The 11,816-nt window shown below is 71.4% G+C and carries 12 protein-coding genes; 6 read left to right on the forward strand and 6 right to left on the reverse strand.

Annotated elements, in window-relative coordinates; genetic code table 11:
- Positions 1-195 precede the first annotated feature (195 nt).
- The 3 genes from QF030_RS37720 to QF030_RS37730 all read left to right on the forward strand — a co-directional run bounded on the left by QF030_RS37720 (position 196) and on the right by QF030_RS37730 (position 2,769).
- The gene (locus QF030_RS37720; protein ID WP_307167056.1) at positions 196-1,479 is read left to right on the forward strand and encodes an MFS transporter; all 1,284 of its coding nucleotides are present in this window, start codon (positions 196-198) and stop codon (positions 1,477-1,479) included.
- A gap of 50 nt (positions 1,480-1,529) precedes the next feature.
- On the forward strand, positions 1,530-2,111 hold the full coding sequence (locus tag QF030_RS37725; RefSeq protein WP_307167057.1) for a TetR/AcrR family transcriptional regulator: 582 nt from the start codon (positions 1,530-1,532) through the stop codon (positions 2,109-2,111).
- 106 nt (positions 2,112-2,217) lie between these two features.
- Positions 2,218-2,769: a CGNR zinc finger domain-containing protein gene (locus QF030_RS37730; protein ID WP_307167058.1), complete on the forward strand. Its 552-nt coding sequence runs from the start codon at positions 2,218-2,220 to the stop codon at positions 2,767-2,769.
- Between the two features lie 219 nt (positions 2,770-2,988).
- Here QF030_RS37730 and QF030_RS37735 read toward each other — a convergent pair whose 3' ends face one another.
- From QF030_RS37735 to QF030_RS37745, 3 genes are all read right to left on the reverse strand, one after another.
- Complete coding sequence (locus QF030_RS37735; RefSeq protein ID WP_307167059.1) at positions 2,989-3,243, reverse strand: hypothetical protein; 255 nt, start codon at positions 3,241-3,243, stop codon at positions 2,989-2,991.
- Positions 3,244-3,457: 214 nt separating this feature from the next.
- Positions 3,458-4,264 carry an MBL fold metallo-hydrolase gene (locus QF030_RS37740; RefSeq protein WP_307167060.1) on the reverse strand — a complete coding sequence of 269 codons (807 nt, stop codon included), beginning with the start codon at positions 4,262-4,264 and terminating at the stop codon, positions 3,458-3,460.
- A 139-nt stretch (positions 4,265-4,403) separates the two neighbouring features.
- Entirely contained in the window at positions 4,404-4,847 is a 444-nt protein-coding gene (locus QF030_RS37745) for a VOC family protein (protein WP_307167061.1), read from the reverse strand.
- A gap of 450 nt (positions 4,848-5,297) precedes the next feature.
- Here QF030_RS37745 and QF030_RS37750 point away from each other — a divergent pair, with 450 nt between their 5' ends.
- Complete coding sequence (locus QF030_RS37750; protein WP_307167062.1) at positions 5,298-6,536, forward strand: MFS transporter; 1,239 nt, start codon at positions 5,298-5,300, stop codon at positions 6,534-6,536.
- A gap of 118 nt (positions 6,537-6,654) precedes the next feature.
- Here the strand turns inward: QF030_RS37750 and QF030_RS37755 are convergent, their stop codons facing one another.
- Positions 6,655-6,972, reverse strand: a complete 318-nt coding sequence (locus QF030_RS37755; RefSeq protein ID WP_307167063.1) for a hypothetical protein — start codon at positions 6,970-6,972, stop codon at positions 6,655-6,657.
- Between the two features lie 245 nt (positions 6,973-7,217).
- On the opposite strand from QF030_RS37755, the gene QF030_RS37760 reads away from it, so the two are divergent.
- Positions 7,218-8,003: an FHA domain-containing protein gene (locus tag QF030_RS37760; protein WP_307167064.1), complete on the forward strand. Its 786-nt coding sequence runs from the start codon at positions 7,218-7,220 to the stop codon at positions 8,001-8,003.
- Positions 8,000-9,436 carry a serine/threonine-protein kinase gene (locus QF030_RS37765; protein WP_307167065.1) on the forward strand — a complete coding sequence of 479 codons (1,437 nt, stop codon included), beginning with the start codon at positions 8,000-8,002 and terminating at the stop codon, positions 9,434-9,436. Before QF030_RS37760 ends, QF030_RS37765 begins: the two co-directional genes overlap by 4 nt.
- 39 nt (positions 9,437-9,475) lie before the next feature.
- Here QF030_RS37765 and QF030_RS37770 read toward each other — a convergent pair whose 3' ends face one another.
- Positions 9,476-10,288: a M23 family metallopeptidase gene (locus QF030_RS37770; RefSeq protein WP_307167066.1), complete on the reverse strand. Its 813-nt coding sequence runs from the start codon at positions 10,286-10,288 to the stop codon at positions 9,476-9,478.
- Between the two features lie 204 nt (positions 10,289-10,492).
- Positions 10,493-11,779 carry an SH3 domain-containing protein gene (locus QF030_RS37775; RefSeq protein WP_307167067.1) on the reverse strand — a complete coding sequence of 429 codons (1,287 nt, stop codon included), beginning with the start codon at positions 11,777-11,779 and terminating at the stop codon, positions 10,493-10,495.
- Positions 11,780-11,816 lie beyond the last annotated feature (37 nt).

An 11,816-nucleotide genomic window follows, 5' to 3' on the forward strand; every position in this document is an offset into this window, starting at 1 on the left:
GGACCGGGTCGGGGCCGGTCGCCGCTCACGGACATCGCCGCAGTACAGGCGTCACCGCAGCCGCCAGTGCCGACAGCGCCGTACGTGTCGGGCCGGCGCGGGCGACGCGACGCACCTCACAGTCCCCGAGCCGGAATCAGACAGATCTGTCTAGTGTTGAGGGAGGCACTGCCGTCCAGTCCTGGAGAGTGCCTCATGAGGTCCGTGTCCACCGCTCATCCGGTCGCCGCCGAGGCCGACCCGGTCAGGCGCGCCGCGGCACACGCCACCACGCGCCGCCCGGCCCTCGGCCCCGCCGCTTCCATCGGCCTGCTCGCCTCGATCCTCGTGTCGCTGCTGGCCGCCTCCAGCACCCCGACCCCTCTCTACGCCGTCTACCAGCAGCACTGGGGCTTCTCTCCGATCACCACCACCGTCGTCTTCGGCGTCTACGCGGTGGCTGTGCTGGTCTCCCTCCTCGTCCTCGGCAAGATCTCCGACCATGTGGGCCGACGGCCGGTCCTGTTGGCGGCTCTCCTCGGGCAGGCCGTGGCGATGGTGGTGTTCGACCTCGCCGACGGAGTGGCCGCCCTGCTGGCCGCCCGCGTCCTGCAAGGCGTGAGCACCGGTGCGGCGGTCGGCGCACTCGGCGCGGGAATGCTCGACATCGACCCGCGGAGAGGGAGCTTCCTGAACTCCCTCGCCCCCACGATCGGCACGGCCGCCGGCGCCCTGGTCTCCGCCCTGGTCGTGCAGTACCTGCCGGCTCCCACCCACCTCGTCTACCTCCTTCTGCTCGGGGTGCTCGCCCTGCAGGCGGTGGGCGTGCTCGCCCTGCGTGAGACCGTGAGGCGCAAGCCAGGCGCGCTGGCCAGCCTGTCCCCGGAGTTCCGACTGCCCAGGTCCGCGCGCGGTTCGGTGGCCATCGCCGCTCCCGTGCTGTTCGCGGTATGGGCGCTGGCCGGTCTGTACGGCGCCCTCGGCCCGGCCATCACCCGGACCCTGGTGGACTCCACCTCCGTCGTATGGGGCGGACTCTCCCTGTTCGTGCTCGCCGCTTCCGCGAGCCTGGCCGTCGTGGCGCTGCGCCGGACCCCGACACGCACCGTCATGCTGCTCGGCGCCGGGAGCCTGATCGCCGGTGTGGTGATCACCTTGGTGTCCATCACCTCGGGCACCGGCGGCTCCCTCTCCGCGACGGGGTTCTTCGTGGGCGGCGCGATCTCCGGCTTCGGTTTCGGCAGCGGGTTCCAGGGAGGCATCCGCATGGTGATGCCGAACGTCGAGCCCCACGAGCGGTCGGGTGTGCTGTCCCTTCTGTACGTCGTGTGCTACCTGGGCTTCGGTCTGCCCGCGGTGATCGCGGGTGTGCTGGTCGTGCACGGCGGTGGACTGGTACGGACCGCCGATGAGTACGGCATCGCCCTCATCGTGCTGGCCGTCGCGGCCCTGGCCGGTCTGCTGCTCGGGGGCCGCCGGACCGGGCGGACGAGTGGCTGAGGAAGCCGACGGGAATAAGCTGAACAGATCTGTCTGAAAGGGTGAGTGACATGGCGACCGCAGCGGCGAAGAAGTCGTCGGCACGTGAGCGTCTGCTGGACGCGGCGAACGAGCTCTTCTACAGCGAGGGTGTACAGACCGTCGGCATCGACCGCGTCATCGAGCAGGCCGGCGTCGCCAAAGCATCCCTCTACAACACCTTCGGCAGCAAGGAAGGGCTGATCACCGCCTATCTGGACCGTCGTGACGCGCGGATCAGGGAGCGGATCACCCGCGTCCTGACCCGCTTCAGGACCCCGCGCGAGCAGCTGCTCGGGGTCTTCGACGCGCAGGGAGAGATGTTCACTGATCCCCGGTACAACGGTTGCCCGTTCGTGCGCGCCACCGCCGAGGTTCCCGCGGACAGCCGGATCAGCCGCGCCGCGGATCAATACCGCACCTGGGTGCGCGGTCTGTTCACCGAACTGGCCGCCCAGTCCGGGTACGCCGATCCCGGGGAACTGGCCCGTCGGCTGCACCTGCTCTACGACGGTGCCCAACAGGCCGCTCGGATGGACCACGATCCCTCGGCCGCCACCACCGCGCGAGCAGCCGCGGCCGTGCTGCTCGACGCGGCACCACTCGCGGCTTAGGCGGCTGCGGCGGGTCGGGTGTGTGGCGGCTGACGCCCGGTTTCCAGGTGATGCCGTTCGGCCTGGGGATTTTGCGTTTCCGCATGTCACCGGTCAGAATGGTGACGTGCATCATGCATTTCCTTGTGGGACGCTCTTCCTCGACTTCGTCGGAACGCTGCGCGCACGCCGCAACGAGGCGCCGACGGAAATGCTCTCACGCCCCGATTCGCTCGACGACTGGTTCGTGGAGTCCGGCATGGTGGACGAGGCCCCCGGCGCCGCCGAGGCCGACCTCGCGACCGCCCTGGTTCTGCGGGAGGCCATCTATGCGGTGGTCGCGTCGCATCTGGCCGGCGGACCTCTGCCTGCGGGAGCGCTCGCCGAGCTGAACCGGCAGGCGGCCGGCCTGCCGGTACGGGTGGAGCTCGGCGCCGACGGCACGCGGCGCCGTACAGGTTCCGTTGCCCAGGGACTCGTGGTCCTCGCCCGGGAGACCGTGGAGGTCCTCGGAGGAGTGGAGGGCGCGCTGCTGCGCGAGTGCACCCGTCCCGAGTGCACCCAGGTGTACCTCGACCGCTCGCGCGGCCCTCGGCGGGAATGGTGCTCCATGAAGACCTGCGGCAACCGGGTCAAGGCCGCCGCCTACCGGTCCCGCCGGCACAGCGCAACGGCCTGAGTCCTGCCGCGCCGACCCCGGTGCTTCCCTGGCGCTCGTGGCGAGGCGGTCGCCGTCTCGGCGGGGACGCAGCCGCCGACGACCACCTGGCCCTGCCGAGCGGAGCCGGACTCGGCGAGCCGGTGAGCAGGATGCGCAAAGGCCGCGGCCGCCTGGCTGCGTGACACGCCGGTGTGCGGCCGTACCGCGCTTGGCTGCTGGCCTTCTCTGCCGGTGCCCTCAGAGTCCCAGGTCCAGGGCGACGCAGGAGAAGTTCTGCCACGCGCTCTCGGGGTCGTACGCGTCGATGATCCCGCTGCCCGGCCGGTGCGTTCTCTCCTCGACCATGTCCTCGGGCCGGACGCGCTCGGGCAGCTTGCCGAACTGTGCGTGACGTGCGGCTGCCGCGATGTCGGTGGTGTCGCTGTTCATGGTGAACCTCCCCTTGGTGGTGGCGGGACGTGAGCCGTCCTGCTGCTCGGACAGCGTCAGCATGCGCCTCCTGGAGTAAAGTAACCTGCCAAGACGGTTACTTCCGTGGACGCGCCTACGAACGCGGGCCGTCGGCAGGTGCGGGAGCAGCGGCCTTGCGGTCCTCTGGAGCCGGGCGATGACAATCTCCAGGACCAGGCCGTGGGCGGTAAGGCGGTAGGTGAGCGCGGTGAGTTCGGCGGCGTCGCGGACAAGGTGCTCCGGCGACCCGCGGCCGTCAGGGACGCAGGTCCACCCAAGAGCCGTGTGCCGCAGTGCGCAGCAGTGACGAGAGGCCCGCTTCGTGGAAGGCGAGCTCCAGATCGGCGCCCCCCTCGGAGAAGTGAGCCCAGCCGTCGTAGTGAGCCGGTACCACGACGTCCGCACGGAGGACGGCTGCTGCCGCCGCCGCCCGCCGACTGTCGAGGGAGAGCGGGCGCCCGTCGAACTTCGTCGGCACCCGTGCCGCTCCCGCGTTCAGCAGCGCGGCGGTGACGTCCGGGACGCGCCGGGAGATCTCCGCCACGACGCGCAGCGAAGCGTTGTCACCGCTGACGTACACCGTCGGAAGTCCCCGACCGGACAGCACGAAACCGGTGACCTCACAGTTGACATGACCGTCGGCGTCACGGTCGCCGTCCTCGGGACCGTGCACCGCCGGCACCGCGAGCACGGAGAGGTCGCCCTCGCCGTCCCCGCGTGCCACTGAGTGACTGTCCCAAGGGGCGAGGCCGACCGCCGGTGAGCCGAGCCGCGCCGCGGTGAGCGGCCCGGTCAGGATCAGCGGCGAGGCCTTCGCGAACGCGCGGCCCCGCTCGTCGAGGTTGTCTGGATGCAGGTCGTGGCTGACCAGCACGAGATCCACCGAGCCGACGGCGTCCTCGGTCCGGGCCGGTCCTCTCGTCTTGGTGAGATACCCGTGCGGGCCCGCCTCGTCGAAGGTGGGATCGCTGACGATCCGCAGTCCGCCCATGTCGATGACGGCTGTCGGGCCGCCCAGGACCGTGGCTGCACATTCCTGACGAGGGAGTTCGCTGGTCGCCATTGTCGACTCCGTCCGACGATCGTGGTCGTAAGGTCCAAGAGATGCAGGGGGCGAACTTCCGCGAGCGTGTCCGGCGATCGCGGGGTGGGAGCACCGCCTCCGAGCGCGGCCCGGTCCTCGCTTGCGAGATCGCTCGCCGTCAGCGTCCGGGAAGGCGCGTCGTCACTTCCTGGAGCACCCACCCGTTGCCGTCCGGGTCGCTGAACGCGGCGAACGAGCCGTAGCTGGCGCGCGTCGGGTGCGGACCGCTGACCCGGCCCTCCCGTGTGCCGCGGTGGAAGACCCCGCCCGCGTCGTGGAAGACCTCGCTGATGTCGATGCCGCGGGCGGCGAGGTCGGCGTGGGCTTCCTCGATGTCCTCCACGATGAGATGCAGACCTTGCACCGATCCCGGGGCGGCCGTGGTGACACCGGTGCCGAAGAGGATCGAGCTCTGCGAGCCGGGAGGGGTCAGGTGTACCACCCGGTAGCTGTCGTCGGCGATGTGGTCGACGTCCAGGCGGAAGCCCAGCGCCTCGTAGAACGCCTTGGCCCGATCGACGTCGGAAACGGGCAGCACCACAACTTCGAGCTTCAGGTCCATCGTGCTTTCGCTTTCCTGGCCGGGGGTGCCGCTCCGGGCGCGTCACCTGTTGAAGTGGTGACGAGCTTGGCACCGAGTGCATCACCTGTCAAGCAGGTTACGAATCGAGTCGTAGACCCTCTCGCGCCGGGCTCCCGCCCCCGCGGTTGATCACGTACGGCGGGCCGGTTGGCGCCTGCGCCGCGAGCCGGTTGGTAGGCCGCCGCGTCGCGGCCCGACCGGGATCGATCCGTGTCGGGCCGCCTGAGTGTGATGCAGGCCATAGCTCCTGTCGGCCGATCTCGGAATGCGTCGGCCCGCGCCGTGGCTGTGTTCGTTGTGGGCCATCCCTGTCCTGGGAGGCGCACCGGGCAATGGTGACCGGCGCGACTGGCCACCGGAGCCGGACACCCATGGGTCCGTCCGCTCCGCCGCATCCGGATCGCCGCCCGCGAAAGGTTCCCCCGCTCCATGCCACTGGCCCTGCTGGCCCTCGCCCTCGTCGCGTTCGGCATCGGTACGACCGAGTTCGCCACCATGGGGCTGCTGCCCCAGATCGCCGACGGCGTCGGCGTGTCCGTGCCGCACGCCGGCAACATCGTCTCCGCCTACGCCCTCGGTGTCGTCGTCGGCGCCCCCCTGCTGACGGGCATGGGCGCGCGCATCTCCCACAAGCGACTCCTGCTCCTGCTGTCCGCGCTGTTCGTGATCGGCAACGTCGCGTCCGCCCTCGCTCCCGGCTTCGGCCTGCTGTTCGCCGCGCGATTCCTGGCGGGCCTGCCTCACGGAGCCCTGTTCGGCGTGGGCGCCGTCGTGGCCTCCCGGCTCGTCGCTCCCGAACGGGCCGGGCGGGCCGTGTCCAGGATGTTCCTCGGACTCACCATCGCCAACATCATCGGCGTCCCGGCCGGTACGGCTCTCGGACAGCAACTGGGCTGGCGGTACGCCTACTGTGCCGTCGCCGTCATCGGCCTCGTCGCCCTGGCCGCGCTGGCCGCCTTCGTCCCCCACCAGCCCCGCGGCAACCAGGCCGGCATCCGGCACGAACTGCGGGCGATGGGCAACAGGCAGGTCGCCCTCGGCCTGGCCACCGCCGTCGTGGGATTCGGCGGCTTCTTCGCCGTCTACAGCTACCTGGTGCCGATCCTGACGCACCTGACGGGTTTCTCCGACTCCTCGACCACCTGGGTCCTCGCGCTCTACGGCGCCGGCATGACGCTGGGCACGCTCGTCGCGGGCCCGCTGACGGACCGTGCCCTGCGCCCGACGCTGTACGGGGGACTCGCCCTCCTCGGAGCGGCACTCGTGACGTTCTACTTCACGGTCCACAGCACCGTTCCCGCCCTGGTGACCCTCGCCTTCATGGGCGCGATGGGCGCCCTGGTCACCACGCCCGTGCAGATGCTGCTCATGGCCAAGGCGAAGAACGCCCCGACGATGGCGGCGGCCTCCAACCACTCCGCCTTCAACCTGGCCAACGCGGGCGGGGCCTGGCTCGGCGGCCTGGCCATCTCGGCCGGCTGGGGCTGGGCCTCGCCCGCCCTGGTCGGCGCGGCGCTGGCCGCTGCCGGTCTCGGTCTGGCCGTTCTCGGAGGCTTCACGGACCGAGGGAAGGGGGGCTCCGAGCTGATCACTTCGTCGGGGGCAGGAGTCGGGACCGGGGCCGGGGCCGGAGCCACGGCCCGGGCCGGAGAGGTCCCCACGGCCTGACGGTGCGACACAGGGCGGCCGTGGCGGACGGGGCGGCCGGCCTGCGTCCTCGATGTTCCAGCCCGGGCTCATCTCGCGCGCGCCGAGCAGGGAGGGGCGGCGCACCGGGGCGAAGGCCTCACGTGGTGTGGTGCAGCCAGCGCTGGAGTGTGGCGTTGATGCTGCCCGGAAGTGCGCTGAGCGCGTTGATGGCGTCGCGGTCATGGGGGTGCGGCGGGATCCCCGCAGTGGTCAGTGCCGCGTGCAGGTCGAGGCGGCGCCGGTCGCGGGGGTCGATGGCGAAGCTGAGGCGCTCGGCGGGATTGGGCGGCGCCAGCAGATGGTCGCCGTCGGTGTCCTGGCCGACGGGGGCCGGCCAGAGGACTTCGGCCGTGTCGGCGGCGTAGGGGTCGACGAATGCGTGGGGCGCGCCGTACTCGGGGGCAGTGGTGGTCATGTCGGTCTCCTCACCAGCAGCTTGCGGTTCTGCTCGTGAGGAGACGCGTCAGGCCCGTGGCGGTTGCGGCACCGGCCCGATGTCACGCCGTCGGCGTCATTGGGGGCTCATCGTCTGGTCCGACCAGCGGGCAATGTCCCCGGAACACCCGTCGCCCCGATCACGACGCCTGAGAACGGAACCGACGGGCCGGCTTTCGTCCGCATGCAGGGTGCCGACGGCAAGGAACTGCCAAGATGGGGACCATGAGCGGCTTACTGATCCATCTGCCCCAGGACCCACCGCTGACGGTGCGGCTCGACGCGGGCGAGGTGGCGCGCTTCGGCCGTGGTTCGGACACGGTTCCCGTGGACCTGCGGCTCGACGACCCGGCGGTGTCCCGGCTGGCCGGGGAGATCCGGGTGGCCGACGACCACTGGCTGCTGAGCAACTACAGCACCACGCAGAGCTATGTGGTGGAGAACCCGGAGGGGGCCGGGGAGTACCTGCGCGTGCCGCCGCGTCGCGTCGGGGCGCCCATCCCGTTCGAGTTCGCCCGGGTCGTGCTGCCCACCCGGGGCGCCGGGGCGAGCTTCCAGGTTTTCGCACCCGATCACGTCTACTTGGACCCGGGCGGGTCGGGGCATGGCCGGTGGGGCGCCCAGACGCTGACCGCGTACTCCCTCGACGAGACGGCCACGTACTTCCTGGTGCTGGTCGCACTGTGCGAGCCGCGGCTGCGTGACGAGTCGGCGCTCGCCGTGCCGACGACACCCGAGATCGTCGAGCGTCTGCGTTCGCATCCGCAGTGCGTCCAGCTCACCGCCCGTGCGGTGAGTTCCCACATCGACTATCTCGCCGAGGAGAAACTCCGCATCCATCCGCCGGACACGCGCGAACCGGGCCGTGGTGCCCGCCGCAACGGAAAGCGTGAGGCACTCGTCGGCATCGCGCTGCGCTTCGGGCTGGTCGCTGAGGGGCATCTCCAGCTGCTTCCGGCGCGTGCGGCGACCAGACCGGGCACCGCCCAGGAGCGGGCTGAGTGCCGGTGAGCGGGACGGCGGAGCGCGTTCCACGTGGTTACCGGGTGGGGGACTGGGAGGTCGGCGAGCCGATCGCCGACGGCGGCTGGGGGTGGGTCTACGAGGGTCGCGGCGCGGGCGTAGAAGACGTCGACGCCGTTGTCGCGCTGAAGTTCCTGCCCACGGCCGGACTTGCGCCGCGGCAGGCTCGCGGGCTGGTGGAAAGCGCGCGCAGGGAGAGCGAGTTCGGCCGCCGGGCGGACCATCCCCGGCTGATCCGGCTGCTCGATTCCGTCGTACTGGAAGAACCGGCGCACCCCGAACTCGACGGGGCGGTGGTCCTCGTGATGGAGCGCGCCGAGCGCAGTCTGCGGCAACTCCTGGGCGAGGAGGGGCAGTTGCGGGATGCGGAGCGGGAGCGGGTTCTGACGGAGATCTGTGAGGGCCTCGTGTACCTGCACGGCCTGGGCTGGGTGCACGGCGACCTGAAGCCTGACAACGTTCTCCTCATGGCGGACGGTTCGGTCCGCCTGTCGGACTTCGGGCTCGCAGCGGAACTCGACGGAACCCACGGCACGCACGCCTGGATCCCGCCGCTCGGCACCCCCGACTATCTCCCGCCCGAGCGCTGGAAGGCCCCGCTGGGGGAGCGCGGAGTGCAGGTGCGGCCGAGCGCCGACATCTGGGCACTCGGCGTCATGATCCACCAGATGTTCACGGGAGGAACCTCGCCCTTCGTCGGGGCCACCTCGTCGGGGCGGGCGGCGGCCGTGCAGGAGTTCGCGGCCGGGCGGGCGCCGCTGCGGCTCGATCCCGCGGTGCCGCCGTTCTGGCGCGACCTCGCCACCGACTGCCTCGCCCCCACCCACGAGTTGCGCGCCGCGCACACCGCGCAGGAACTGCTGGACCGCATCCGGGCATCGGCCACGGCCGCAGACGGTGCGACGGCCCCGAGGGGCAAGGAGCCCGCCGCCGGGTACCGTCGTCGGCGCAGGCGCCTCGTGCTCGGAGTCGCCGCGGCCACCGTCGTATGCGCGACGGCCGCCGTCTGGTCGTACACCGGCACGGACGACCAGGACGACGGCGGTTCGAAGGGCGGGACCCCGGTCCGCGTCGAGAGCATCGCGGGCAGCACCGCGCCCACCGCCCACGTCACGGTGTACAACGTCGAGAAGCCCTGCCGTGACCGGGCCGCCGAGCGGGACCAGCAGTGCAGCCTCGGCCTGGCCCTCGATCCGATGGCGGCGTACACCATCGAGAACGTGCTGCCCACCCGGGTATGGCACGGGGACGTCCTTCCTACGGAGTGCCGGATGCCTCAGGGACTGCCGGTGACCGACGAGGTGGGGACCAGGTCCCCGGAGTGGTACCGGGTCCGGCTCCCGGACGGGGAACCCGGGGCCACGGCGTGGCTTCCGGCCGTCCGTACGAAGGACCGCCCCACGGTCCCCGAGTGCGGCTGAGCGTTCCCGTCCGGTGGCCGGCGCGGCCCACGGGCCGGATCAAGCGCAGTCGCGGATGTCCTGGCCGTCGTTGTCCTTCGCCTCGTCGTCGCCCCACCTCTGGAGGTAGTAGGCGGAGACGTACGCCCGCCCCTGCCCGCCCGGCGTCACCTCGTCGAGATCGGTGAGCAGCCACCAGTGGTTGGACGAGGTGCCGACCCGCATCTCGTCGCCCCACTTCCTGCACAGGACGTAGTTGGTGCCCTTGCGCAGCGTGCCCTGGGGCGCGCACCGCGCCGTGGTGTCGCCCACGCAGTCGACGTCCCGGTAGCCGGTGGCATCGGCGAAGGTGTCCACCCAATACCGTTGCGGATCGCCGCCACCGCCGTCGCAGGCGTTGGTGCTGGTGACCCGCGGGAACGGGCCGGCCGGGCTGAGCCGGTACTCGGTGCCCTGGAGCACCGGGTGGACCATCTCGTCCGTCTCGCCGTCGTTGTCACCGTCGGTGTCGTAGAGCTGCTCGTAGTGCAGATGCGCGGAGTCCGTGCCGACCAGGCCGACGCGCCCGATGCCCTCGCCGGAGGCGACACGCTGGCCCAGGCGTACGTCGATGCGGTCCATGTGCAGATAGACCGTGAACCAGCCGTTGCCGTGGTTGATCTCCAGGCCGCCGGGTTCGAAGAACTCGGTGACCGTGCCGGCGGCCGAGGCGGCGACAGTCGCCCCGAGGGTCGCCCCGTCGACGCGGTACATGTCCAGCTTCTTGTCGTCGGGCTGGTGGCCCAGATAGGTCTGCAGCTGCCAGGTCTGCCCGCACGGGAACGGCAGCCTGAAATCCGGGCGGGCGGCGGGCGCGCCCGATGCCTCGGACATGCCCGCACAGAGTCCCGTCGTCAGCAGCAGCGCCGTCAGTGACGCCGCCCAGCCCGGTTTCCGTCGTGGCCACAACCTCACGGATCCACACCCTTCTCCTGATCGGTGCACTGTGCTCTCAGCGCGCACCGGTGACAGTGCCGCACCGGGCAGGAGAAGGGACCCCGGCACGTTACGGGGTGGTGGTCCCGGGCGTGGAGCGGATCAGGCGTCGCACTGCCGGCTGACGTTGCCGGTCTCGTCGCCCTGGAGGTAGATCGCGCTGACGTAGCCGACCCCGCCCGCGCGCAGGGGCAGCTCGACCCACTTGTCGTTGGTGTATCCCTCGGCGGTCACGAGCTGGCCGGTCTTCCAGCAGTTCGCCGGGTAACTCTCGTTCGCCTGGACGGTGCTGACCACACCGCAGGTGGTCGAGGCACAGGAACGCACGTTCGCCTCGGTCCACGCCGTGACGGTGGTCTCCCCACCGCCGTCGGTCGGCTGGAAGGTCACGTCCACCCAGTCGTTGTCGGTCATGCCGAGACCGTCCCAGAAGGTGCCGTCGGCCACGTCGATACCGGCGGGGTTGGCGACCCGGCGGCCGAACTCGTCGAGGCCGCCGTTGTAGCCGGACTCGTAGGCCGCCTGCGCCTCGGGCCTGCCCTGCGGCAGGTCACGCCACATCTGCCGCTGCGCGGGCGGGTTCCAGTAGTCGTCCTGCGTGTTCCAGGGACCGACGTCCCACACCGGGGCGGTCTCGCAGCGTCCCGTTCGCTGGTAGCACAGCCGCACCTGGTACTCGCGGCCCCCGTTGCCCGCCAGCATCCGCCGGGACGGCAGCGCCACGAAGTGGTCACGCGACTGGATGACATGGCCGTTGGCCGTGGTCTGCCCGGTCAGCCCCTCACGGGTGGCGAACAGCCGGTACGTGGGCGAGAGCGTCGCGGCCGCGTCGCTCCGCGCGCCGGCCAGGTCCTGTGCCCTGTCGGCGTGCAGGGAGACCGCCGACACCACCGGGGAGGCGTCCCCGGTGCCGAGGAGCGTCAGCCGCACCTGGAGGACGGAGACGGCCTCCGCCAAACGCAGCCGGCCGGTGGCGTCGGGGGCCGTCCACTGTGTCCACCGTCCGGGGTGGCTGCTGCCCCGTACCTCGGTCAGCACCTCGGTTCCTGACGGCTCGTGAGCCCGGCGGCCGACCGTGAAGGAAACGGCCTGCCGGCCGAGGCTGAGGGCGGGGGCGGTGTACACGGCGAACGCCCTGCCGGGAGCGGACGGTGTGCGGGCGCGGAGGTCGCCGATGACGAGTCCGCCGTCCGCACGGTGGTCGACGTTGTGCCGGTCGGCCGAGGTGCCGGCGAGGTCGACCCGCCAGTCGGTGGCCGGCCGTGCGACGGCGGGCCGCTCCCCGGCGGTGGGGGTGGAGGTGGCGGCAGCGGCGGTCGCGGGCGGCAGAGAGCCCGCGATCAGCAGGGCGCACAGGCCCCGGATCAGTTTTCTGGTGGTGGATCGCACGACGGAAACTCCCCGACTGGGCTCAAGAGCGGTGTAT

This window comes from Streptomyces rishiriensis (assembly GCF_030815485.1).
Taxonomy (GTDB): Bacteria; Actinomycetota; Actinomycetes; order Streptomycetales; family Streptomycetaceae; genus Streptomyces; species Streptomyces rishiriensis_A.